This window comes from Peribacillus sp. NPDC076916, from assembly GCF_050269675.1.
Classification (GTDB): domain Bacteria; phylum Bacillota; class Bacilli; order Bacillales; family DSM-1321; genus Peribacillus; species Peribacillus aracenensis.
This window is the reverse complement of sequence record NZ_JBNNIU010000004.1, coordinates 219,600-242,079: the sequence shown is the minus strand read 5'-3', so window position 1 is coordinate 242,079 and position 22,480 is coordinate 219,600. Positions and strand designations below refer to the sequence as shown.

Genomic DNA, 22,480 nt, shown 5'->3' with positions numbered 1-22,480 from the left:
CTAATGAGGTGAAGGTATGAAAATAGAACGGTTTGCTGAAGGGATTTCACTGAAACGCTCGGTTGAGGCAGGTACTGCCGATCAAAGAAAAGCGGTTCAGGATATTATTTATGATGTCAGAAAAAGCGGAAACACCGCTTTACATACCTATACCGAACGTTTCGATGGTGTCAGTCCAGGGGAATTACTTGTATCGCAACAGGAATTGGAAGAAGCGACGGCGACCTTGACTGCTGAGCAGCTTGATATTATTCAAGAAGCTGCAAAGAACATTCGAATGTTTCACGAGAAACAAATTCGAAATTCATGGTTTACGACTGATGATACAGGAACGATGCTAGGACAAAAATTGACACCGCTTGATGCTGTAGGTGTTTATGTACCTGGAGGCACAGCGGCATATCCTTCGTCAGTATTGATGAATGTGTTGCCTGCGAAGGCCGCGGGGGTGGAACGGATCGTCATGGTTTCCCCTCCAGGAAAAGACGGGAAATTATCGCCAGCGGTTTTGGCAGCTGCCAAAATTGCCGGGGTTAAGGAAATCTATAAAGTTGGCGGGGCCCAGGCCATAGCTGCTCTCGCTTATGGGACGGAAACAATGAAGAAAGTGGATAAAATAGTGGGTCCGGGAAATATTTATGTGGCGTTAGCGAAGCGCGAAGTATTCGGGGATGTTGCCATTGATATGATAGCAGGTCCAAGTGAAATAGCGATATTGGCGGATGAATCGGCCATTGCTGCAGAAGTTGCGGCAGACTTGCTATCACAGGCGGAGCATGATGCCCGGGCATGCAGTGTTTTGGTGACGACGTCAACGTCTCTTGCGGAAGAAGTGGCAGCTGAAGTGACCAAGCAGGTGGCGTTACTTCCACGCCATGATATTGCTGCAGCATCCGTAAGGGATTACGGACGGATCGTTGTATGCGGGAATATGGAAGAAGCGGTTGAAGCGATTAATGAACTTGCACCGGAACATTTGGAAATTGTGGCCAAAGATGCACTTGAAATTATGGCTAAAATCCGCCATGCCGGGGCAATCTTCATTGGCCGCTTTAGTTCGGAGCCCGTCGGGGATTACTTTGCAGGTCCCAATCATGTGTTGCCTACCAATGGAACCGCCCGTTTTTCCAGCCCGTTGAATGTGGATGATTTTCAAAAGAAATCGAGCATCATCATGTATAGTGAAACGGCCTTCCGCAAAAATGCAGAAAAAATCGCTGCATTTGCCCGGATGGAAGGACTCGAGGCTCACGCACGTGCCATTGAATCACGTGGTGTGAATGAAACCGGGAAAAAGTCCTGAATTATTAAAATAAGTGAAATCACTGATATAAAGACTTTTGACATGCTTTTACATCTTGGGAAAAGGGGTCATACCCCGTTTAGGAGGAGTTGTAATGGAACGTTTTGCTAGTGTGGAGCGAAAGACGAATGAAACGGAAATAAGCTTGAAGTTTGGTGTGGATGGGGAAGGTAATTCCTCCATTAAGACGGGCGTTCCGTTCATGACGCATATGCTGGATTTGTTCACCAAACACGGGAAGTTTGATTTGACTGTAGATGCAAACGGAGATACAGACGTGGATGATCATCATACAACTGAAGATATTGGCATTTGCTTAGGGCAGACGTTATTGGAGGCCCTGGGAGACAAGCGCGGGATAAAGCGTTACGGAAATGCCTTCGTACCTATGGATGAAGCACTCGCCCAGGTTGTCATCGACTTAAGCAATCGTCCGCATCTGGAGTTCCGGGCTGAATTTCCTTCGCAAAAGGTCGGTACTTTCGATACTGAACTGGTGCACGAGTTTCTTTGGAAATTCGCTCTTGAAGCCAGAATGAATCTGCATGTAGTCGTTCATTACGGACACAACACACACCATATCATCGAAGCGATATTCAAAGCGCTTGGACGTGCATTGGATGAAGCTACGACCATCGATCCGCGAGTCAAAGGCATCCCATCGACGAAAGGAATGTTGTAAATGATCGGGATCGTCGATTATGGCATGGGGAATTTATTTTCCGTAAGTAAAGGGCTGGAGCGCCTTGGTGCCGATTCTTTCATTTCCGATGACCCAAAAGAACTTTCAAAGTCGAATGGGATCATTCTTCCCGGCGTGGGCTCTTTCAGGGATGCCATGAGTCTCTTGGAAAAACAAAAGCTTGATGAATTCCTGAAGGAATATGTAGCCGATGGAGGTTATCTTTTAGGCATCTGCCTTGGTATGCAGCTTCTCTTTGATGAAAGTGAGGAAAATGGACCTGCAAAAGGATTATCCCTCATCCCAGGTAAAGTCGTTCGTTTCAAAGGTGTGGATGTGGATGACCAGGTTTATAAAGTGCCGCACATGGGCTGGAATCGTCTTGAATTTAAACAGGCGTCACCAGTGTATGAGGGACTGGAAGAGGAACATGTTTATTTCGTCCATTCTTACTACGTCGATACGGATGAATCATTCGTTACCGCTTCGGCGACGTATGATGTGGAAGTGCCGGCGATCGTCGGTAAAGGGAATGTTTTCGGCATGCAGTTCCATCCGGAAAAAAGCGGGAAGATGGGCATGTCACTCTTGAAAAATTATCTGTCACTAGTAGAAGGGAAGGAAGAAGCATGAGCAACTTTACTATTTACCCGGCGATTGATATGCGCGGAGGCAAGTGCGTCCGCTTAATCCAGGGAGATTACAATCAGGAAACCGTTTATGGCGATTCCCCCTTCGATATGGCTAAAAGCTTTGCGGATCAAGGAGCCGATTGGATACATATGGTCGACCTTGACGGAGCCAAAGAGGGAGTGCGCATCAATGATTCATACGTAATAAAGGCTGCAAGTGAGTTAGGGGCCCGCATTCAAATCGGCGGCGGTATCCGTACGGAACGGGATATAGCCCATTACTTGGATAATGGAGTGGAACGGGTCATTTTAGGGAGCGCGGCCGTTTCAGACCCTGATTTCACTAAAGATATGATCAGAAAATATGGAAGCCACATCGCAATCGGGATCGATGCGAAGGATGGCAAGGTCGCCACTCATGGTTGGCTTCAAACTTCTGGCACCCTTGCGATAAATCTTGGCAAATTACTGGCCGATGCTGGAGCAGAGACCTTTATCGTGACCGATATTGCGACGGATGGGATGCTTTCAGGTCCGAATGTGAAAGGCATATTGGCCATGGCGGAGGCAACTGGTAAAAACGTGATCGCTTCGGGAGGCATTAGTTCACTCGAAGACCTTGTCACCCTCAAAGAGTATGAAGCCCAAGGCATTGCAGGGGCAATCATTGGCAAGGCACTTTATACCAATCGCTTTACTGTAGAAGAAGCACTAGAAAAGGTGCGTGGTTAAATGCTCACTAAACGAATTATTCCATGTCTCGATGTAAAGGATGGGCGCGTAGTCAAAGGTATACAATTTGTGTCCCTTAGGGATGCTGGAGATCCGGTCGAACTTGCATCCTTTTACGACCAGGAAGGTGCCGATGAGCTTGTCTTCCTGGATATTTCCGCATCACATGAAGGCAGGGAAACGATCGTCGACGTCGTTCAAGCGGTAGCGGGCAGCTTGGCAATCCCGTTCACGGTGGGCGGCGGCATTAATTCATTGGCGGATATGAAGAAAATCTTACGAGCAGGTGCCGATAAGGTATCCTTGAATACAGCAGCCATCCTGCGCCCCGATTTAATAAATGAAGGTGCTGATTATTTTGGTTCCCAATGTATCGTTGTCGCCATGGACGCCCGATATGACGAAGAGCTTGGGTCATGGCGCGTATATACCCACGGCGGTCGGAAACCGACTGAATGGGAAGTGGTCGAGTGGGCAAAAGAGGTCGTAACCCGCGGTGCAGGTGAAATTTTATTGACAAGCATGGATTGTGACGGTGAGAAAAAAGGGTTTAATATCGCTTTGACAAAAGCGGTATCTGAAGCCGTTTCAGTGCCGGTCATCGCCTCAGGCGGGGCTGGTAACGCCGAGCATTTCGAGGAAGCCTTCCAAGAAGGTAAAGCCGACGCAGCATTAGCCGCATCGATTTTTCATTATAAGGAAACATCCGTCAAAGAAGTCAAAGCGTTTCTCAAACAACAAGGAGTGGTTGTACGATGAATCTTGAAACTATTAAATACGACGAAAAAGGCCTGGTACCGGCAATTATTCAAGATGCAGGAACAGGCGAAGTGCTGACACTTGCTTACATGAACCAAGAATCACTGCAATTGTCGATTGAAAAAGGTGAAACGGTCTTCTTCAGCCGTTCGCGCAATGAATTATGGCATAAAGGGGCGACCAGCGGCAATACCCAGAAAATCATCGAGATGAAGTATGACTGTGATCAGGATGCATTGGTGGTTCGGGTCGTTCCTGCAGGTCCTGCATGCCATACAGGGGCAACAAGCTGTTTTAGTGAAACGGTTTACCAAAACAGTGAAGCTGGACAAGACGTGAAGGCGAATGTGACTTTCTTGTCGGAATTGGAAAGATTGATTGGAAAAAGAAAATCGGAAAGGCCTGAAGGTTCATATACTACCTACTTATTCGATAAGGGCGTTGATAAGATCCTGAAAAAAGTCGGTGAAGAAGCGGCAGAAGTGATCATTGCAGCTAAGAACCGGGATGCAGAGGAACTTTCAATGGAAAGTGCCGATCTCCTCTATCACTTATTCGTTCTTCTTCGGGAGCAGGAGTTGCCTTTCCAAGCAGTGCTTGATGTATTGAAAGCTAGACATGCCGATAAGGACGAACCGAAAGAAACCGAATGAATGGTGATCGCGCCCTCCGTGAATTGAAGGGCTCAGACTGAAGACAAACTCGATGAAAATCAAGTTTGTCTTCAGTTTTTTTATGGCTTATACATTTGGACGTTGATTTCCGCTCAAGAAACTCGCTTTCCGCGGGCGGTCCGGGAGCCTCCTCGGTTTGTGCCTGCGGGGTCTCCCCTAGACGCACTTTTCTAAGCAGGAGTCTCGCACCTTCCTCTCCAATCAACTTGTGCTACTAATGAAAACCATACCTGAGGTTTGAAGGTGTTGCTATGTTAGGGACTATTATTGATGAAAGAGAATCCCCATTTGGCTAGGGATATAATTCCGATTTTTTCTTAAAGAAAGCATGGTAATTAACGTTTTCCATTTTCTTGAATTGTTCGGCAAATTTTCTCCAATATGTTATAATACTATGGTTAATCAACTTGTAGATGGAGGATTACATGAGTAAAGACTCTAAATTTGGCCAACAGGCACAAATTCTAACTTTTCACCCAACAGGTGAGTATTATTTCACTAAGGGTTTAAAAGCTTATCATAGACGAGAATTACCTAAATCAAAAAAATACCTGGAACGTGCGCTGGAACTTGAACCTGCTGAACCGATGATAGCTTGTCAATTGGCAATCACCTGCTCGGAAATCGGTGAATATAATTATTCAAACAACCTATTGGAGAACATCTTGGATGTGATGGATCCCTATATGTCGGAATGTCATTACTTCCTGGCGAATAATTATGCCCACTTAGGCATGTTCAAGGAGGCTTATCGTCACGCCAGTGCTTATCTTGATAAAGAAGAAGACGGGGAGTTCAGCGATGACGCAGAGGATCTGCTTGAACTGATAACTTTTGAGTCGGATGAATCAGAAGAAAACCCCTTTGAGCATGATGGGCTCATTACCAAACAGGAACAAGCCCGCGAGTACCTGGAATCAGGCAATTTCCCGAAGGCAATCGAAGTACTGAAAGAAACGATTGCAGAGTACAAGGATTACTGGTCCGCTTATAATAACCTAGCACTTGCCTATTTCTATCTTGGTCAAGTAAATGAAGCGTTTGAAACACTTGATGAGGTATTGGAAAAAAGTCCGGGAAACCTGCATGCTCTTTGTAACCTTGTCGTTTTTCATCATTATCAACAGGATGAAGCAAAGGTTGAAGAGCTCATACAGATGCTGGAGAAAATTCGGCCGATGCTATCCGAACATCGTTTCAAACTTGGAGCGACCTTCGCTTTGATCGGAAACTATGCTTCTGCATATAAATGGCTGAAAGGACTTCAAAAGCAAGGGTTCGAGGGAGATGGAACCTTTTACTATTGGCTTACCATTTCCGCTTACCACTTAGGCCATGAACAGTCTGCCAAAAAGGCATGGAAAAAGGTCGTGGAAATGAACCCGGAAAAGGAAGGCATGGAGCCTTGGGGAGATATGAATGCAACTTCAGATGGTTTTGAACATCATTTTCCTTCTATTACAAAAAGGCTGGAAAGTGAATTCATCGAGGAAAGGCTGTTTGCCATTTTCCTTCTGAAACATTCGGTTCATAAACAGAAGCTATTGAAAAACCAGGTCCTTAACCTAAATCAGAATTTCACTGATTTGGAACGTGATTATGCCGAACTTGTTCAAGTTCCTGCTAAAGATCGCCAATTAACACCGATTGATTTTGCCGATCGTACAGCCGAGTTATTATATCGGCATTTCCAACCGATACAATTAAATGAAGCCGGGCTCTATTTAATGTGGTTTTCCGTCTTCATCGAAGCGGTGAAATCCGAGCAGAAGTTAAATAATCCAGCAGGCTGGGCATCTGCTGTGGAGTACGTGTGGAATCAGCTTAAAAATGAGAAGGTAAGCAAACAGGCAATCGCAGACAAACATTTCATATCGGTGTCCACCTTATCGAAGTACGTAAAGTTGGTTGAAAACTTACTGGGATGAGCAAATATTTGGACGAAAAATTATTTGTTATATAGGATAATAGGTAGGGAACACTAACTCGTAGTGAAGGTTCCATTTGTAATGGAATATGGAGGAGTGAAAACATGTCTGAAAAAATTTATGACGTTGTTATTATTGGAGCTGGTCCTGCAGGGATGACGGCGGCTGTCTATACATCACGTGCGAACCTCTCAACATTGATGTTGGAACGCGGAGTACCGGGCGGGCAAATGGCAAATACTGAGGAAGTGGAAAATTATCCTGGATTCGACACGATACTCGGACCTGAACTTTCAACGAAAATGTTTGACCATGCAAAGAAATTCGGTGCGGAGTATGCCTATGGTGATGTTAAAGAAATCATTGACGGTGAAGAGTATAAAACGATCAAATCCGGTTCCAAGGAATTCAAAGCACGTTCAATCATCATTTCATCTGGTGCCGAATACAAGAAAATCGGCGTTCCAGGCGAAAAAGAATTGGGCGGCCGCGGTGTATCGTATTGTGCCGTTTGTGATGGTGCTTTCTTCAAGCAAAAAGAACTGTTCGTTATCGGCGGCGGAGACTCTGCTGTTGAAGAGGGTGTGTACTTAACCCGTTTCGCCTCAAAAGTGACGATCGTACACAGACGTGACGAACTTCGTGCTCAAAAGATTCTTCAAGATCGTGCATTTGCCAATGAAAAAATTGACTTCATCTGGAATCATACTTTGAAGGAAATCAATGAAAAAGGCGGCAAAGTCGGCGGTGTCACTCTAGTTTCCACTGAAAACGGAGAAGAGACAGTGATGGACGCAGACGGTGTATTCATTTATATCGGAATGCTTCCGCTAACTAAACCATTTGAGGGCTTGGGCATCTTGAATTCCACAGGCTATATTGAAACGAATGATCGGATGGAAACACGCGTCCCTGGTATTTTTGCTGCTGGTGACGTTCGTGAAAAAACATTGCGCCAGATCGTTACAGCTACAGGCGATGGAAGCATTGCCGCTCAATCCGCTCAGCATTTTGTTGAGGAACTTCAAGAAAAATTGCAGCCAAAGGCTTGATTTTCAAGAATATAAAATCGTAATTCCGTTTTAACGACGTTGTAACACGCGTGAAATAATTATTGGGTATAGTATGGGTAGAAGTTGACCCCCTTTAATTATAAACGTTTAAGGACACAGATTAAGTTTCTGTGTCTTTTTTTTGTTTTCCTGCTTTGAGACTATATCTTTGGTTCCAATTTTTAGGGGTTTTTAATGCGAAATCAGCTAGCCCTTTGCATTTAGGCAGCGAAAGTGGAGAAGAATAGGAGTTAAGCAGGATAAAGGCTTACCTATGTGATTTTTTGCGAATGAATATTCCCCCAATGCAGGAAGTTTACTTTATTGTTAGCTCATTTCAAAAATAGTATAATGATAAGATATACTAAACATAATCTTTCATAATGGTAAGAAGATGAAAAATACAACTTGTTTGAACTATTAGCATTTGTAAATCGCCAAATGGATATCTAGCGGCGGTTTAAGAATATAAACTGAATCTCTTCAACATGGAGGGGAAGGTTTCTATAGTCGAGCAGAGCCAATTGAGGTGAAGAACGTGCAACGTGTCACAAACTGTGTATTGATAAAAGATAATCAAATCCTCTTATTGAAAAAGCCTAGACGCGGATGGTGGGTAGCTCCAGGCGGCAAGATGGAACCTGGTGAATCTGTACGCGATGCCTGCATTAGGGAATATCGTGAAGAAACGGGTGTTTATTTAAAAAACCCTTCCATCAAAGGTATTTTCACCTTCATTATGAAGGACGGAGATAAAGTTTTGTCAGAATGGATGATGTTCACTTTCTTTGCAACGGATTCCGATGGTGTAAATGTGGATGTCTGTGAAGAAGGGGAGCTTAGCTGGCATCCGGTTGAAGATGTTAAAAAGCTGATGATGGCTGAAGGTGATTTTCACATCCTGGACTATATGGTTCATGGAAGTGGGATCATCTATGGAACATTTACCTATACGCCTGAATTTAAGCTGCTTTCTTACCGATTGGATCCAGGTTAATTTTTAAATATAAAAAAAGATATACATGGGGGCGGAGAAACTATGAGTACAGGGCAGATGAGTGAAACGCAATTGGTCATCATTACCGGAATGTCCGGAGCGGGTAAGACAGTGGCGGTTCAAAGTTTTGAAGACCTAGGATTTTTTTGCGTCGATAATTTGCCGCCCACGTTATTGCCAAAGTTTTTGGAGTTAATGAAGGACTCCGGGAATAAGATGAATAAAGTGGCCCTTGTCATGGATTTAAGGGGGAGGGAGTTTTTTGATTCCTTATTTCTTGCACTGGATAATTTAACGGATACAGCTGCAGTATCACCAAGAATCCTTTTTCTTGAAGCTGATGATGATTCCTTGGTACGCAGATATAAGGAAACGAGAAGGACCCACCCACTTGCTCCATTAGGACGGCCATTGGAAGGCATTAAAATGGAACGGGAACTTTTGGACGAATTGAAGGGAAGGGCTCAATTGATCTTTAATACTTCCCAACTGAAACCGCGCGAATTGAGGGAGAAAATCGCTTCGGAATTTTCTGCCGATAAAAGTGTCGGCTTTACAGTCAATGTCATGTCGTTCGGGTTCAAGCATGGTCTGCCCATAGATGCCGACCTAGTGTTTGATGTACGTTTCCTGCCAAATCCATATTATATTGACCATATGAGACCAAGGACTGGCTTGGAACAGGAAGTGTCGAGTTACGTTTTAAAATGGAGCGAGACGCAAAAATTCTTGGAAAAAGTGACCGATCTGCTTGCATTCATGCTTCCATATTATAAACGTGAAGGGAAGGCACAGCTTGTTGTTGCGATTGGTTGTACAGGCGGTCAGCACCGTTCGGTAGCGTTGACGGAGTATATTTCAAACCACTTCAAAAAGGATTACAGGGTTGAAGTATCACATCGCGATATCGAGAAAAGTAAGGGGAAAGCAGATGTTAATTAATAAGAAACAACCTAAGGTTGTGATCATTGGAGGGGGAACCGGCCTGCCCGTTTTACTGAGAGGGTTAAAGAAGCATCCAGTGGATATTACGGCAATCGTTACGGTAGCTGATGATGGTGGCAGTTCAGGCCGCCTTCGCGAGGATATGGATATCCCCGCTCCGGGTGATATTCGTAACGTGCTGGCTGCATTATCGGATGTAGAGCCCCTTGTTGAACAAATGTTTCAACATCGCTTTCAGAGTAAAAATGAGTTGTCCGGGCATTCGCTGGGGAATTTGATACTGGCGGCAATGACTTCGTTGACAGGCGATTTCGTCCATGCGATCCAGGAAATGAGCAAATTCCTTAATGTCCGCGGTAAAGTGCTTCCGGCTGCCAACCAAAGTGTGGTTCTCCATGCGGAGATGGATGACGGAACGATTGTTACAGGAGAATCCAAGATCCCCTTCTCAGGAAAGAAAATAAAAAAAGTTTTTCTGTCTCCTCATCATATAAAGCCGCTCAGTGAAACTCTCCAGGAAATCAAGCAGGCAGATCTTATTGTCATAGGTCCAGGAAGTCTATATACTAGCATTCTGCCTAACTTACTTGTCCCTGGCCTAGGAGAAGAGGTTGCCCGTTCCAAGGCTAAAAAGGTGTACATTTGCAATTTGATGACACAAGCCGGCGAGACGCTGGATTATAGTGCGAGCGATCATATAAAAGCGATATATGACCATATGGGGAATGCATATATTGACAGGATACTTGTTAACAATGAAGAAATACCAACCGAGATTCAGCAACGCTATCAAGCTGAATATGCCAAACCGGTCATGTATGATGTGGAAAGTTTAAAACGGATGGGTCTTGAAATCATACAAGAACGCATTTTCAGCTATGAGGGGAATGTAATACGCCATGACACGAAAAAAGTGGCGGATTTGCTTTATAACATGCTTATAAATGAAACTAAAAGCCCCATAATACCGTAGATATAAGCGGGGCCGGTTTTTTGATTGATAAAAATAGATTACCTGCGTTCGATTGGGGGTGAAATGGATGTCTTTTGCTTCAGAAACGAAAAAAGAGCTTACTACATTAGAGGGAAAGGATTGCTGCGGTAAGGCGGAATTGTGTGCGCTTATCCGGATGAACGGATCCCTTTCATTTTCTAATCGGAAGCTTGTTGTGGATATTCAAACTGAAAATGCTGCGATTGCCAGAAGGATTTATACGCTGCTGAAAAAAAGTTATGAGGTCCAGGTCGAGCTGTTGGTCCGTAAAAAGATGAAGCTTAAAAAGAATAATGTATATATTGTAAGGATGTCATCCGGAGGGCAGCGGGTTTTAACCGATTTGGAAATTTTAGGCGATGGCTTTGAAATTCTCCATGATATATCCGATACTATTGTTGGGAAGAAATGCTGTAAGCGTTCTTATCTGAGAGGTGCATTTCTTGCGGGGGGTTCGGTAAATAATCCGGAAACGTCTTCCTATCACCTCGAGATTTTCTCACTTTATAAAGAGCACAATGATGCCCTATGTGAGCTAATGAATAAGTTTGGCTTGAAAGCCAAGACACTTGAACGCAAGAAAGGGTACATCATTTATTTGAAAGAAGCCGAAAAAATTGCCGAGTTTTTAAGCATAGTTGGCGCCCATTCAGCTTTATTAAGGTTCGAGGATGTACGGATTGTCCGTGATATGCGTAATTCAGTGAATCGGCTTGTGAATTGTGAAACAGCCAATTTGAACAAAACGATCGGGGCCTCATTGCGCCAGGTCGAAAATATCCATTATATTGAGGATACGGTAGGGCTAAGCATATTACCGGATAAGCTTCGGGAAATTGCGGAGCTTAGGATAGCGTTTCAGGATATAACCTTAAAGGAACTTGGGGAAATGGTATCCGGGGGAACCATCAGTAAGTCCGGGATTAATCACCGATTACGAAAGATTGATGAAATAGCTGACAGACTCCGTGGGGGAGAGGCTATTGCTGCGAAAAAATAAAGCTAACAGGGGAGATCAAGATGGTGGAAAAACAAGTTGAGGTAAAATTGAAGACGGGTTTGCAAGCGCGGCCGGCGGCTCTTTTTGTACAAGAAGCTAACCGCTTTCATTCAGATGTTTTTCTTGAAAAAGAAGGAAAGAAAGTGAATGCAAAAAGTATAATGGGGTTAATGAGCCTTGCCATCAGTTCTGGCGTGTCCGTGAAGTTGATCGTCGAAGGACGCGATGAAAAAGAAGCGTTAGAGGCATTGGAAGAGTTCGTTCAGCAAGAAGGTTAAAAGAAAAGGATGCCTAAAAGTGCATCCTTTTCTTTTATCATGTAAAAAAGGCTCCGGAAGTCGCTTGAGGCGATCTCCGGAGCCTTTTGTTGCATAATCATTTAGAGTCTTTTTTGTCATCAAGGATGCTGCGCGTGATGACTTTGTCAATCAAGCCATATTCAAGAGCTCTTTCGGAAGTCATGAAGTTATCACGCTCCGTATCTCTTTGAAGGACTTCAATAGGTTGACCAGTGCGTTCTGCCAGGATTTGGTTCAGTTTATCTTTCAAGTGAAGGATACGGCGGGCAGCAATTTCAATTTCCGTAGCTTGACCTTGAGCTCCTCCAAGCGGTTGGTGAATCATGACTTCACTGTTTGGCAACGCATAACGTTTGCCTTTTTCGCCAGCAGCCAATAGGAAAGCGCCCATGGAAGCGGCCATACCGATGCATACTGTGGATACATTTGGTTTGATATATTGCATAGTATCGTAAATGGCCATACCGGAAGTGATGCTTCCACCAGGGCTGTTGATGTATAGAGTGATATCTTTTTCAGGATTTTCCGCTTCTAAAAATAGTAATTGAGCAACAATAGAGTTGGAAACATTATCGTCAATTGCACTTCCTAGCATAATGATCCGGTCTTTTAATAAACGGGAGTAAATATCGTAGGCGCGCTCCCCACGACTTGTTTGTTCGATAACTGTAGGAATTAAATTCATGTTCATTTCCTCCTTCGATTAAGAGAATCATTTAAATTCTTTATGTATGTATGATACACTTTTTGGTCAATTTAGGTCAAACAAAACAAATCCTATAATGAATAAATTTGTTCGACAATTTTCTGGCTAAGGCTCCTTCCCGATAGATTACTTTATCTATTATGCCGTACAGGGATGAATTTCCATATTACCCATAATACCCAAAAGTCAAAGTTTTAAACCTGATAACCCTTGCAAAGAAGGGGATTCTATCATATAATGAAGTCTGTTGAAAAAATATTTTCTATTACGCCCTCGTAGTGCAACGGATAGAACGCAAGCCTCCGAAGCTTGAAATGCAGGTTCGATTCCTGCCGAGGGCATTACCAATCTTCTGCTTAATAAAGTGGGGGATTTTTTATTGGGCATTTTTAAGCGGTTCCCCGAGATATTTGGCGAATTCACTCGTTTTCCGTAATATTCCATCGAATCCTGTAATGTCATTCCCGTCTTGAAAATATTCGCCCGCACTATTGAAAAATGGTGATTTTTCAATAAAAGTAGTTGTTAAATTTGCATTTCTAACATATAGTATTTAAAACAAATAAACTATTCAGAAAAAAATCGTAAGCGTTTTCATGGGTTTTTGTGTAGAATTTTCTCCTGATAATGTAAAATGGAGTGGGGGAGGGATGAATCGATGAGTATGAATATGAAAGCAGGACTTTTTCAACAGCAAACATTAAAGATGGCAATGACCCAGGAGCTTATGCAAGCTATTACATTGCTGCAATACTCCTCGCAGGAGCTATCGGCTTTTTTAGAAAATAAAATGGTGGAGAATCCATTACTGTCCATAGATCAGCCAACAGCTTCTTTATTTCAGCCAACTTTTGACCGGAAAAAGGGTAAACGGACTCTTAAAAATACGTATGATGCCAACTATTGGATTGAACAGATCAGTGAAGATACTTTATCGCTTGAACAGCATATCATGTCCCAGGTGAATCACCAGCAGTTTTCAGGTGAGCAGCAGAAGGCAATGCTGCTATTAATTCATAACCTTGATGAAAACGGTTACTTAAGGACACAGCTGGATGATATATGCGTCCCAGGCATATCTCCGGCCGCTTTGGAAGAGAGTCTCTCGTTCTTACAGGAACTCGAGCCGCATGGCATTGGGGCGAGAAACCTTCAAGAATGCCTTTTGCTTCAGGTGAAAGCGGAAGGGGAGAACCTGCTGGCGGAATCGATCATAGAAAATCATTTCCTCGATTTTGCTGAAAAGCGCTGGAAAGATCTAAGTAAGAAAATCGGTGTTACAATGAAGGAGATTCAAGAAGTCTTTGATTATGTCCAGACGTTGAACCCGCGTCCGGCTTCACTCTTTTTTCAGGAAAAGCCTTCTTATATAGTGCCGGATGTTGTCGTGGAAGTTCGGGACGGCATGCTGCTTGTCGGGAATTATGATGGTAACACACCCAATCTTAATGTGGATAAAGGGTATTTAAACCGAATGAAGAGCCATAAGGATCAGGGAGTCCAACGGTTTATCCAGGATAAGTGGCAGGAATACCAATGGATCTCCAGAGGGATCCAACAAAGAAAGGAAACTATATTGAAGGTCATTCAGTGCATCGTCGAAAAACAGCCGGCGTGCTTTCATCATGGCCTGAACTATTTGAAGCCGATGACGATGAAAGAAATAGCTGATGAACTTGGTATACATGAGTCCACAGTAAGCCGGGCGGTTAAAGGGAAATACGTGCAGACACCATTTGGCACGATAGAGATGCGGATATTTTTCACCACTTCTTTACAATCAGTCGGCCTTGATGAGGATATGTCGGGCATGCAAGCAAAAAAGAGCCTGCAGGCAGCCATCAATGGGGAAAATAAACAAAAGCCGCTTTCGGATCAAGATCTGGCAGAACGGTTGAAAGAAGAGCATGGAATTATCCTGGCACGCCGAACCGTTGCCAAATACCGGGAACAATTAGGGATCCCTTCTTCATCTAAACGAAAAAGATATGATTGAAAAGGATGAGTGGTTTGGAGTCAAATGCGTTTGTTTTATATAGTAGGGATAAATGCCCGTTATGTGATAAAGCCAAGCAGGTACTTGAAGAAGTGAAGGCAGAGTCGGGCATAGGCTATAAGGAAATCGATATCCATACCGATGATGATTTGCTAGAGAAATTCGGGCTGATGATTCCTGTCGTAGAATGGAAAGATGATATCATTCAATTTGGAAGTGTTGATAAATCAGCTCTAAATAGGCTTTTGGAAAAATAATATTTCAAATCATTTGAAGAAACATTCCGTTCCTGCTAGAATAAAATATGTAGCAGGAATATTTTTTTGTTTTAAGTGGGACAAAAAATGACTACGCGGGACATTAAATGTCCAACTTAACTTTTTAGGAGTTTTAAATATGCGTACATTACTCGAGGTACAAAGAAAATTATTACCGGATTTCCTTCTGGTTATGCAAAAAAGATATGATATCCTGCGTTATATCAAAATGATGCAGCCGGTTGGAAGGCGCAGTCTGTCCGTGAGCCTTAATTTGACAGAACGGACCCTTAGAGGCGAGGTTGATTTTCTGAAAAGTCAGAACCTGGTTAACATATTCAGCTCTGGCATGACGCTGACTGATGAAGGGATTGAAATCCTGGATAAGTTAGAAGGAATAATGCGTGAAGTAATGGGTATAGACATAATGGAACGGCAATTGCAGGACTTGTTACAAGTGGATGAGGTCATTATCGTCTCAGGAAATTGTGATGAGACCCCATGGGTAAAAAAAGAATTGGGTAAAGCTTGTGCAAACCGTATGAAACGGGAATGGAACTCAAAGAATATCATTGCGGTTACTGGCGGATCGACAATGGCCGAAGTGGCCAATTCGTTGTCACCTGATGAAGCGTCGAAGAAATTGATGTTTGTCCCTGCCCGCGGTGGAATCGGTGAAGCAGTGCAGAATCAGGCCAATACGATTGTCGAAAAAATGGCACAGAAGGCACAGGCCTCATACAGAGTGTTATATGTACCCGATCAATTAAGCGGTGAGGTTTATGCTTCGTTTCAGAAGGAACCTGCAATTAAAGAAGTGATTTCCCAAATTAAGTCTGCCGATATGATCATTCATGGAATAGGTGATGCCATGGCGATGGCAGAGAGAAGAAATTCTTCGCCAGAAATGTTAAAGAAGCTGTTAGATGGAAATGCTGTAGGAGAGGCATTCGGTTATTACTACGATGAAAACGGCAAAGTTGTTCATAAAGTTTTGACAGTCGGCATTCAGTTAGATGACCTTAGCCCTGAAAAGCGAGTGATAACTGTGGCAGGTGGCAAAACTAAAGCAAAGGCTATCCGTTCCTACATGAAAGGCGCACCTTCATCAACCGTTTTGATCACGGATGAAGCGGCGGCACAAGAGTTAATTCAGGGGAATTACACCCCTTAATATATTTGCGAACTTAAAAGGAGGAATTTTTCATGGCAGTAAAAGTTGGTATTAATGGTTTTGGACGTATTGGACGTAATGTATTTCGTGCAGCATTGAGTAATCCAGGGGTAGAGATTGTTGCTATTAACGACTTAACGGATGCTAATATGTTAGCGCACCTTCTTCAATACGATACAATTCATGGATCTCTTAATGAAAAAGTAACAGTTGATGGGGATTACCTTGTTGTTGATGGTCACAAAGTAAAAGTATTGGCTGAACGTGATCCTGCACAATTAGCATGGGGTGAACTAGGAGTAGAAGTAGTTGTAGAATCTACGGGACGTTTCACAAAACGTGCAGATGCAGCTAAGCATTTAGAAGCGGGCGCGAAAAAAGTAATCATTTCTGCTCCTGCATCTGATGAAGATATCACGATTGTCATGGGTGTAAATGAAGATAAATATGATGCAGCAAACCACCATGTAATCTCTAATGCTTCTTGTACAACGAACTGCTTGGCTCCATTTGCTAAAGTGCTTCATGAACAATTCGGAATCAAACGCGGTATGATGACTACAGTTCACTCATATACAAATGATCAGCAAATCCTTGATTTGCCTCATAAAGATTACCGCCGTGCACGTGCAGCTGCCGAGAATATCATTCCTACAACAACTGGGGCAGCGAAAGCTGTTGCACTTGTCCTTCCTGAACTTAAAGGGAAGTTGAATGGTATGGCAATGCGTGTACCTACTCCAAACGTGTCTGTTGTCGACCTTGTTGCAGAGCTTGAAAAAGACACAACAGTTGAAGAAGTTAATGCAGCATTCAAAAAGGCTTCTGAAGGCGAATTAAAAGGAATCCTTGAGTACAGCGAACTTCCGCTAGTATCAACTGACTATAACGGTAACCCATCATCATCTACAATTGATGCCCTTTCCACAATGGTAATGGAAGGAAACATGGTTAAAGTATTATCTTGGTATGATAATGAAACAGGATATTCTAGCCGTGTTGTTGATTTGATCGACTATTTGGCTAAAAAAGGATTGTAATTAGAATAATAAAAAAACCTCACCAAGGTGAGGTTTTTTTTATCACACCTCTAAAAAAACTTGGCAGAAGATGATATTATTAGTAAGTCATTAATCAGTCAAGCGTTTACATTTCTTGTTTTTGGATAATTTCCTGGAAACCGACTATAATGAAAAAGAGAAAAGGGGAGTTGGGAAATTTGCCCTCTCCCTTTTTGACTAAAAGAATCAAAAATATGTTAACAATATCTAAGGAGGTTCTTGGATTATGAATAAAAAGTCGATTAAAGATATTGAATTAAAGGGGAAACGCGTATTTTGCCGTGTTGATTTCAATGTTCCGATGCAGGACGGGGAGATTTCGGACGATACTAGAATCAAAGCAGCACTGCCGACGATTTCCTATCTGACGGAACAGGGGGCTAAAGTCATTCTAGCCAGCCACCTTGGCCGTCCTAAAGGACAAGTCGTTGAAGAATTGCGTCTGGCACCTGTTGCAAAAAGACTAAGCGAACTTAGTGGCAAAGACGTGCAAAAGGCAGAAGAAGCATATGGAGAGAACGTGCAATCAATCATTGCTAACATGCAAAATGGCGAGATCCTGTTGTTGGAAAACGTTCGTTTCTATCCAGGAGAAGAGAAGAACGATCAAGAATTGGCGAAGTCATTTGCTGCACTGGCCGATGTTTATGTTAACGATGCATTCGGAGCTGCGCATCGTGCACATGCTTCAACTGAAGGAATAGCGCACCATCTCCCATCTGTTGCCGGATTGCTGATGGAAAAAGAGCTTTCTGTACTAGGAAAAGCCCTATCGAACCCGGAACGTCCTTTTACAGCTATAATTGGCGGAGCAAAAGTAAAGGATAAGATAGGCGTTATCGAAAACCTTTTGGAAAAAGTCGATCACTTGATCATTGGTGGTGGTCTGGGTTATACATTCATTAAAGCGCAAGGTCATGAAATCGGTAATTCTTTATTGGAAGAAGACAAAATAGAATTGGCCAAATCTTTCATCGAAAGTGCAAAAGAAAAAGGCGTAAAACTTCATTTGCCTATCGATGCAGTCGTAACGGCTGAATTTTCACCTGATGCAGAGGCAGAGAATGTCGATATCGATGCTATTCCAAATGATAAAATGGCTCTTGATATCGGTCCAAAAACAAGTGATTTATTTGCGGATGTGATCAAAAGTTCTAAGCTTGTCATTTGGAATGGGCCAATGGGTGTATTCGAGTTCGATAAATTTGCGAATGGAACGAGAACGGTTGCTGAAGCATTGGCGGAAGCGAAAGATACGTACAGCATTGTAGGCGGAGGGGATTCAGCCGCAGCTGCAGAAAAGTTTGGCTTGGCAGAAAAGATGTCCCATATTTCAACTGGAGGCGGTGCATCTCTTGAGTTCATGGAAGGCAAAGAGTTGCCTGGCGTTGTGGCCTTGAACGATAAATAAGATCAATCCGTTACATATTTCAACTTTAGAAGGGATGAGGAACCAAATGCGTAAACCGATTATTGCAGGAAACTGGAAAATGAATAAAACACTATCTGAAGCGACTGCCTTTTTAGAAGAAGTGAGCAATTTGATTCCGAAGCAAGATGTAATCGATACGGTTGTATGTGCTCCAGCTTTATTTTTGGATCAGCTGGTTCAAGCAGCAAAAGGAACCGATGTGAAAATTGGGGCGCAGAACATGCACTTTGAAGAAAGCGGTGCTTTCACAGGAGAAATCAGCCCAATCGCATTGGCTGATCTTGGTGTATCCTACGTCATACTTGGTCATTCCGAGCGCCGGGAAATGTTCAACGAAACGGATGAAGCCGTTAATAAAAAAGCTCATGCCGCTTTTGCCCACAAGTTGACACCGATCGTATGCTGCGGTGAAACACTTGAGCAAAGGGAAGCTGGCGAAACGAATGATTTCGTAGGCAGCCAAATTGAAAAAGGCTTGGCAGGATTATCTGACGATCAATTGAAACAAGCCGTTATTGCTTATGAGCCGATTTGGGCGATTGGAACAGGAAAATCGTCATCTGCTCAAGATGCAAATGAAGTTTGTGCACATATCCGTTCAGTTGTTGCCGACAAATTTTCAAATGAAGCAGCTGCAGCCATCCGCATTCAGTACGGTGGCAGTGTAAAACCTGAGAATATTAAAGAGTACATGGCACAACCTGATATAGATGGTGCATTGGTTGGCGGTGCAAGTTTGAAATCCGATTCATTTTTACAATTGCTGGAGGCTGGTCACTATGAGTAAGTCGCCTGTGGCACTTATTATCTTAGACGGTTTTGGCTGCCGTAACGAAGAAAAGGGAAATGCTGTTTATCATGCGAAAAAACCGAACTTTGACCGTTATTGGGAACAGTATCCGCATTCCCATTTAACGGCAAGCGGGGAAGCGGTCGGCTTGCCTGCCGGTCAAATGGGGAACTCGGAAGTGGGGCATTTGAATATCGGGGCAGGACGGATCGTTTATCAAAGTCTGACACGTGTGAACCTGGCCATCCGTGAAGGCGAGTTTGCACAAAATCCAACTTTGGTCGATGCCATGAGCTATACTAAGGAAAAAGGCACGGACCTTCATCTTTTCGGTCTTCTTTCAGATGGCGGCGTGCACAGTCATATTGATCATATGTATGCCCTCCTGAAATTGGCCGCAAAAGAAGGAGTTAAAAATGTATATGTACATGCATTTTTAGATGGCCGTGATGTGGGACCGAAAACGGCGCAGGGTTATATTAAGGAAGCGGAAGCGAAAATGAAGGAAATCGGTGTTGGTCAGTTTGCGACCATATCCGGAAGATATTATTCGATGGACCGTGATAAGCGCTGGGAACGTGTGGAAAAATCCTACCGTTCGATGGTGTATGGTGATGGCCCTGCTTACTCTTCTGCGATGGAATGTGTTGAGGATTCCTACGAACACGGCATTTTTGACGAGTTCGTGATACCTTCGGTCATAACGGCGGAAGACGGTAAACCGGTGGCAACGATTAAAAATGATGATGCCGTAATCTTTTATAACTTCCGTCCAGATCGGGCGATCCAGATTTCCAATACGTTCACGAATGAGGATTTTCGCTCATTTGACCGCGGTCCTGGACATCCGAAGCATCTCCATTTTGTCTGTTTGACACATTTTTCAGAAACAGTTGACGGATATGTTGCATTTAATCCGACAAATCTTGATAATACATTAGGGGAAGTACTTTCCCAAAACCAGCTTACCCAGCTTCGTATCGCTGAAACTGAAAAATATCCGCATGTGACGTTTTTCATGAGCGGCGGACGTGAAGAGAAGTTTCCTGGTGAAGAGAGGATTTTAATAAATTCTCCGAAAGTCGCTACATATGATTTAAAACCGGAAATGAGTGCTTATGAAGTGACGGATGCATTGGTGGAACAGATTGAGGCTGACCGTTTTGATGCCATTCTCTTGAATTTTGCCAACCCGGACATGGTTGGTCATTCAGGAATGCTTGAGCCTACCATTAAAGCGATTGAAACAGTGGATGAATGTCTAGGCAGGATTGTCGATTTAATCGTCTCAAAAGGCGGTACAGCAATCATTACCGCTGACCATGGGAATGCAGATGAAGTCGTAACGCTTGAAGGCGACCCCATGACAGCCCATACTACGAATCCCGTGCCTGTCATTATCACAAAAAATCAGGTAACATTAAGAACAGGTGGTATCTTAGGCGATTTAGCTCCAACGATGCTTGATTTGCTTGGAGTCGAAAAACCTGTTGAAATGACAGGGAAATCCCTATTATCTAAATAATTATCTAAATAAAATTGTGAATAGGAAAAGGAGAGATTTATAATGCCGTACATTGAACATGTATATGCACGCGAAGTGCTAGATTCCCGTGGTAACCCAACAATAGAAGTAGAAATCCAAACAGAGTCCGGATACTTCGGACGTGCGATCGTACCATCAGGTGCTTCAACAGGGGAACATGAAGCGGTTGAGCTTCGTGACGGAGATAAATCTCGTTACCTGGGTAAAGGGGTACAAAAAGCAGTCGATAATGTGAATGATATCATTGCTGAAGCTGTCATCGGTTTGGATGTAACGAACCAAGCAGGCCTTGACCTTACTATGATTGAATTGGATGGCACTGAAAACAAAGGAAACCTGGGAGCTAATGCAATCCTTGGCGTGTCAATGGCTGCTGCCCATGCAGCTGCGGAATTTTCAGGTTTACCATTGTACCGTTACCTTGGTGGGTTCAATGCGAAACAACTTCCAACTCCAATGATGAACATCATTAACGGAGGATCACATGCCGATAACAACGTTGACTTCCAGGAATTCATGATCCTTCCTGTAGGCGCTCCTAGCTTCAAAGAAGCGGTTCGTATGGGTGCTGAAGTATTCCATGCGTTGAAATCTGTCCTTTCTGCCAAAGGCTTGAATACGGCAGTCGGCGATGAGGGCGGCTTTGCGCCAAACCTTGGTTCAAACCGTGAAGCGTTGCAAGTCATCATCGAAGCGATCGAAAAAGCTGGCTACAAAGCAGGCGAAGATATCTACCTTGGCATGGACGTAGCTTCATCTGAATTCTATAACAAAGAAACAGGCAAATATGATCTTGCAGGCGAAGGCCGCAATGGCGTTACATCCGAAGAAATGGTTGCTTTCTATGAAGAGCTAGTGAATGAGTTCCCTATTCTTTCCATCGAAGACGGCTTGGATGAAAATGACTGGGATGGCCATAAGCTTTTAACGGAGCGCATTGGTTCTAAAGTTCAATTAGTGGGTGACGATCTTTTCGTAACGAACACGAAAAAATTGGCTGAAGGCATCGAAAAAGGCATCGGTAACTCCATCCTGATCAAAGTAAATCAAATTGGTACACTGACTGAAACGTTTGATGCAATCGAAATGGCTAAACGCGCAGGCTACACTGCAGTCGTTTCCCACCGTTCCGGTGAAACGGAAGATGCAACGATCGCTGACATCGCCGTTGCAACAAACGCTGGCCAAATCAAAACGGGTTCCATGTCCCGTACAGACCGTATCGCTAAATACAACCAACTACTTCGCATCGAAGACCAGCTTGGTGACTTGGCTGTATATGGCGGGTTGAAATCTTTCTATAACTTGAAGAAGTAATTATTTTGGGATTCCGCTTCTGACAAGAAGATGGGTCCTGCATAGTGATTTCTTTTCACCTCCCATTCAATGTTAGAATGCACATTGAATGGGAGGTTTTTTTGCCTATAACGTTAGCCGTCCAGTCACTGATTCCGGCTTGGTTCAGGGCTGATAAAAGGAGTTAATCAAACGTTTGATTAATAAAAAAAAGGTGCCGCATCC

Annotated in this window: 22 protein-coding genes and 1 tRNA gene; 22 read left to right on the top strand and 1 reads right to left on the bottom strand. The window is 43.5% G+C overall.

Features of this window, described 5'->3' with window-relative positions; genetic code table 11:
* The first annotated feature begins 16 nt into the window (after positions 1-16).
* From hisD to ACQKFG_RS14790, 13 genes are all read left to right on the top strand, one after another.
* Positions 17-1,303: a histidinol dehydrogenase gene (gene hisD, locus ACQKFG_RS14850; protein ID WP_427560120.1), complete on the top strand. Its 1,287-nt coding sequence runs from the start codon at positions 17-19 to the stop codon at positions 1,301-1,303.
* 94 nt (positions 1,304-1,397) lie between these two features.
* Positions 1,398-1,985: an imidazoleglycerol-phosphate dehydratase HisB gene (gene hisB, locus ACQKFG_RS14845; RefSeq protein WP_192207095.1), complete on the top strand. Its 588-nt coding sequence runs from the start codon at positions 1,398-1,400 to the stop codon at positions 1,983-1,985.
* Entirely contained in the window at positions 1,986-2,618 is a 633-nt protein-coding gene (gene hisH / locus ACQKFG_RS14840; RefSeq protein WP_427560116.1) for an imidazole glycerol phosphate synthase subunit HisH, read from the top strand.
* The gene (hisA, locus tag ACQKFG_RS14835) at positions 2,615-3,349 is read left to right on the top strand and encodes a 1-(5-phosphoribosyl)-5-[(5-phosphoribosylamino)methylideneamino]imidazole-4-carboxamide isomerase (protein ID WP_427560113.1); all 735 of its coding nucleotides are present in this window, start codon (positions 2,615-2,617) and stop codon (positions 3,347-3,349) included. Before hisH ends, hisA begins: the two co-directional genes overlap by 4 nt.
* Positions 3,350-4,108 carry an imidazole glycerol phosphate synthase subunit HisF gene (gene hisF, locus ACQKFG_RS14830; protein ID WP_427560110.1) on the top strand — a complete coding sequence of 253 codons (759 nt, stop codon included), beginning with the start codon at positions 3,350-3,352 and terminating at the stop codon, positions 4,106-4,108.
* The gene (hisIE, locus tag ACQKFG_RS14825; protein WP_427560107.1) at positions 4,105-4,761 is read left to right on the top strand and encodes a bifunctional phosphoribosyl-AMP cyclohydrolase/phosphoribosyl-ATP diphosphatase HisIE; all 657 of its coding nucleotides are present in this window, start codon (positions 4,105-4,107) and stop codon (positions 4,759-4,761) included. The genes hisF and hisIE overlap by 4 nt, the downstream gene beginning before the upstream one ends.
* 446 nt (positions 4,762-5,207) lie before the next feature.
* On the top strand, positions 5,208-6,710 hold the full coding sequence (locus ACQKFG_RS14820; RefSeq protein ID WP_427560104.1) for a tetratricopeptide repeat protein: 1,503 nt from the start codon (positions 5,208-5,210) through the stop codon (positions 6,708-6,710).
* Between the two features lie 104 nt (positions 6,711-6,814).
* A complete protein-coding gene (gene trxB / locus ACQKFG_RS14815; protein WP_369619665.1) occupies positions 6,815-7,762 on the top strand; it encodes a thioredoxin-disulfide reductase in 948 nt (315 codons plus the stop codon).
* A 538-nt stretch (positions 7,763-8,300) separates the two neighbouring features.
* A complete protein-coding gene (locus ACQKFG_RS14810; RefSeq protein ID WP_063233957.1) occupies positions 8,301-8,759 on the top strand; it encodes an NUDIX hydrolase in 459 nt (152 codons plus the stop codon).
* Between the two features lie 42 nt (positions 8,760-8,801).
* Positions 8,802-9,701, top strand: a complete 900-nt coding sequence (rapZ, locus tag ACQKFG_RS14805; protein ID WP_427560099.1) for an RNase adapter RapZ — start codon at positions 8,802-8,804, stop codon at positions 9,699-9,701.
* Positions 9,691-10,677, top strand: coding sequence for a gluconeogenesis factor YvcK family protein (locus ACQKFG_RS14800; RefSeq protein WP_427560096.1), 987 nt, complete (start codon positions 9,691-9,693; stop codon positions 10,675-10,677). Before rapZ ends, ACQKFG_RS14800 begins: the two co-directional genes overlap by 11 nt.
* Before the next feature lie 67 nt (positions 10,678-10,744).
* On the top strand, positions 10,745-11,698 hold the full coding sequence (whiA, locus tag ACQKFG_RS14795; RefSeq protein WP_034309971.1) for a DNA-binding protein WhiA: 954 nt from the start codon (positions 10,745-10,747) through the stop codon (positions 11,696-11,698).
* A 20-nt stretch (positions 11,699-11,718) separates the two neighbouring features.
* Entirely contained in the window at positions 11,719-11,976 is a 258-nt protein-coding gene (locus ACQKFG_RS14790) for an HPr family phosphocarrier protein (protein ID WP_048688029.1), read from the top strand.
* A 97-nt stretch (positions 11,977-12,073) separates the two neighbouring features.
* Here ACQKFG_RS14790 and clpP read toward each other — a convergent pair whose 3' ends face one another.
* Positions 12,074-12,682 carry an ATP-dependent Clp endopeptidase proteolytic subunit ClpP gene (gene clpP, locus ACQKFG_RS14785; RefSeq protein ID WP_063233960.1) on the bottom strand — a complete coding sequence of 203 codons (609 nt, stop codon included), beginning with the start codon at positions 12,680-12,682 and terminating at the stop codon, positions 12,074-12,076.
* Positions 12,683-12,972: 290 nt separating this feature from the next.
* On the opposite strand from clpP, the gene ACQKFG_RS14780 reads away from it, so the two are divergent.
* From ACQKFG_RS14780 to eno, 9 genes are all read left to right on the top strand, one after another.
* Positions 12,973-13,044: transfer RNA gene (locus tag ACQKFG_RS14780), tRNA-Arg, on the top strand.
* A 317-nt stretch (positions 13,045-13,361) separates the two neighbouring features.
* Positions 13,362-14,699 carry an RNA polymerase factor sigma-54 gene (gene rpoN, locus ACQKFG_RS14775; protein WP_311202557.1) on the top strand — a complete coding sequence of 446 codons (1,338 nt, stop codon included), beginning with the start codon at positions 13,362-13,364 and terminating at the stop codon, positions 14,697-14,699.
* A gap of 14 nt (positions 14,700-14,713) precedes the next feature.
* Positions 14,714-14,956: a glutaredoxin family protein gene (locus tag ACQKFG_RS14770; protein ID WP_427560091.1), complete on the top strand. Its 243-nt coding sequence runs from the start codon at positions 14,714-14,716 to the stop codon at positions 14,954-14,956.
* Positions 14,957-15,095: 139 nt separating this feature from the next.
* The gene (locus tag ACQKFG_RS14765; protein WP_427560088.1) at positions 15,096-16,130 is read left to right on the top strand and encodes a sugar-binding transcriptional regulator; all 1,035 of its coding nucleotides are present in this window, start codon (positions 15,096-15,098) and stop codon (positions 16,128-16,130) included.
* A gap of 32 nt (positions 16,131-16,162) precedes the next feature.
* Positions 16,163-17,170, top strand: coding sequence for a type I glyceraldehyde-3-phosphate dehydrogenase (gene gap, locus ACQKFG_RS14760; RefSeq protein ID WP_076368241.1), 1,008 nt, complete (start codon positions 16,163-16,165; stop codon positions 17,168-17,170).
* Positions 17,171-17,417: 247 nt separating this feature from the next.
* Positions 17,418-18,602 carry a phosphoglycerate kinase gene (locus ACQKFG_RS14755; protein WP_369619663.1) on the top strand — a complete coding sequence of 395 codons (1,185 nt, stop codon included), beginning with the start codon at positions 17,418-17,420 and terminating at the stop codon, positions 18,600-18,602.
* A gap of 46 nt (positions 18,603-18,648) precedes the next feature.
* Complete coding sequence (gene tpiA, locus ACQKFG_RS14750) at positions 18,649-19,410, top strand: triose-phosphate isomerase (RefSeq protein WP_106027029.1); 762 nt, start codon at positions 18,649-18,651, stop codon at positions 19,408-19,410.
* Positions 19,403-20,938, top strand: a complete 1,536-nt coding sequence (gpmI, locus tag ACQKFG_RS14745) for a 2,3-bisphosphoglycerate-independent phosphoglycerate mutase (protein WP_192207074.1) — start codon at positions 19,403-19,405, stop codon at positions 20,936-20,938. Before tpiA ends, gpmI begins: the two co-directional genes overlap by 8 nt.
* A gap of 42 nt (positions 20,939-20,980) precedes the next feature.
* Positions 20,981-22,276 carry a phosphopyruvate hydratase gene (gene eno, locus ACQKFG_RS14740; protein ID WP_063574712.1) on the top strand — a complete coding sequence of 432 codons (1,296 nt, stop codon included), beginning with the start codon at positions 20,981-20,983 and terminating at the stop codon, positions 22,274-22,276.
* The last annotated feature ends 204 nt before the right edge of the window (positions 22,277-22,480 follow it).

Coding starts and splice junctions, on each gene's coding strand:
- hisD (WP_427560120.1), top strand. CDS start 17: ATGAAAATAGAACGGTTTGCTGAAGGGATTTCACTGAAACGCTCGGTT.
- hisB (WP_192207095.1), top strand. CDS start 1,398: ATGGAACGTTTTGCTAGTGTGGAGCGAAAGACGAATGAAACGGAAATA.
- hisH (WP_427560116.1), top strand. CDS start 1,986: ATGATCGGGATCGTCGATTATGGCATGGGGAATTTATTTTCCGTAAGT.
- hisA (WP_427560113.1), top strand. CDS start 2,615: ATGAGCAACTTTACTATTTACCCGGCGATTGATATGCGCGGAGGCAAG.
- hisF (WP_427560110.1), top strand. CDS start 3,350: ATGCTCACTAAACGAATTATTCCATGTCTCGATGTAAAGGATGGGCGC.
- hisIE (WP_427560107.1), top strand. CDS start 4,105: ATGAATCTTGAAACTATTAAATACGACGAAAAAGGCCTGGTACCGGCA.
- ACQKFG_RS14820 (WP_427560104.1), top strand. CDS start 5,208: ATGAGTAAAGACTCTAAATTTGGCCAACAGGCACAAATTCTAACTTTT.
- trxB (WP_369619665.1), top strand. CDS start 6,815: ATGTCTGAAAAAATTTATGACGTTGTTATTATTGGAGCTGGTCCTGCA.
- rapZ (WP_427560099.1), top strand. CDS start 8,802: ATGAGTACAGGGCAGATGAGTGAAACGCAATTGGTCATCATTACCGGA.
- ACQKFG_RS14800 (WP_427560096.1), top strand. CDS start 9,691: ATGTTAATTAATAAGAAACAACCTAAGGTTGTGATCATTGGAGGGGGA.
- whiA (WP_034309971.1), top strand. CDS start 10,745: ATGTCTTTTGCTTCAGAAACGAAAAAAGAGCTTACTACATTAGAGGGA.
- ACQKFG_RS14790 (WP_048688029.1), top strand. CDS start 11,719: ATGGTGGAAAAACAAGTTGAGGTAAAATTGAAGACGGGTTTGCAAGCG.
- clpP (WP_063233960.1), bottom strand. CDS start 12,682: ATGAATTTAATTCCTACAGTTATCGAACAAACAAGTCGTGGGGAGCGC.
- rpoN (WP_311202557.1), top strand. CDS start 13,362: ATGAGTATGAATATGAAAGCAGGACTTTTTCAACAGCAAACATTAAAG.
- ACQKFG_RS14765 (WP_427560088.1), top strand. CDS start 15,096: ATGCGTACATTACTCGAGGTACAAAGAAAATTATTACCGGATTTCCTT.
- gap (WP_076368241.1), top strand. CDS start 16,163: ATGGCAGTAAAAGTTGGTATTAATGGTTTTGGACGTATTGGACGTAAT.
- ACQKFG_RS14755 (WP_369619663.1), top strand. CDS start 17,418: ATGAATAAAAAGTCGATTAAAGATATTGAATTAAAGGGGAAACGCGTA.
- tpiA (WP_106027029.1), top strand. CDS start 18,649: ATGCGTAAACCGATTATTGCAGGAAACTGGAAAATGAATAAAACACTA.
- gpmI (WP_192207074.1), top strand. CDS start 19,403: ATGAGTAAGTCGCCTGTGGCACTTATTATCTTAGACGGTTTTGGCTGC.
- eno (WP_063574712.1), top strand. CDS start 20,981: ATGCCGTACATTGAACATGTATATGCACGCGAAGTGCTAGATTCCCGT.